Origin of the sequence: Desulfallas sp. Bu1-1, from assembly GCF_015594625.1 — a bacterium.
In the GTDB taxonomy this organism is placed as follows: Bacteria; Bacillota; Desulfotomaculia; order Desulfotomaculales; family Desulfallaceae; genus JADNRQ01.
In genome coordinates this window covers 1-825 of sequence record NZ_JADNRQ010000063.1, presented here as the reverse complement: position 1 = coordinate 825, position 825 = coordinate 1, and the positions used below count along the sequence as shown (strand labels likewise).

Annotated in this window: 1 rRNA gene; it reads left to right on the top strand. The window is 56.2% G+C overall.

Annotated elements, in window-relative coordinates:
• Nucleotide 1 precedes the first annotated feature (1 nt).
• Nucleotides 2–825 (top strand): 23S ribosomal RNA (locus IT084_RS17615); the annotation flags it as partial.

Here is an 825-nt window from a genome sequence, read left to right as displayed (position 1 = left end):
AGGTCAAGCTAGAAAGGGCGTACGGTGGATGCCTGGGCGCCAGGAGGCCGAAGAAGGACGTGGCAAGCTGCGAAAAGCTACGGTGAGCCGCAAGCAGGCATAGACCCGTAGATTTCCGAATGGGGCAACCCGTTACCTGTAACGAGGTAACATCTTATGCTGAACCCATAGGCATAAGAGGGGCACCCGGGGAACTGAAACATCTAAGTACCCGGAGGAAAAGAAATCAACCGAGAACCCCCAAGTAGCGGCGAGCGAACAGGGGCGAGCCTAAACCGGCCTTGCAAACAAGGCCGGGGTTGCGGGACTCTCAAAGCGGGACTGGCGAGCTTAGCCGAAGCGGACTGGAACGTCCGGCCGCAGAAGGTAACAGCCCTGTAGGCGAAAAGCTCAAACAGCCCGGAGAGCATCCCAAGTACCGCGGGGCACGTGGAATCCCGCGGGAATCAGGGAGGACCACCTTCCAAGGCTAAATACCCCTGGCGACCGATAGCGCACAAGTACCGTGAGGGAAAGGTGAAAAGCACCCCGGGAGGGGAGTGAAACAGAACCTGAAACCGTACGCTTACAACCAGTCAGAGCCCTATACTCGAGGTTCGAGGTTCGAAGTTCGAAGTTCGAACTTGGGTCAAGCCTAACGGGTCCAAAAGACCCCAAAGGAGAACCCCAAAAATCGAATCACGAATTTCGAATCTCGAACTTCGAGCAGGGTGATGGCGTACTTTTTGTAGAACGGACCGGCGAGTTACATCCGGCGTGCGAGGATAAGGCTGACGAGGCCGCATCCGTAGCGAAAGCAAGTCTTAAAAGGGCGAGATAGTACGC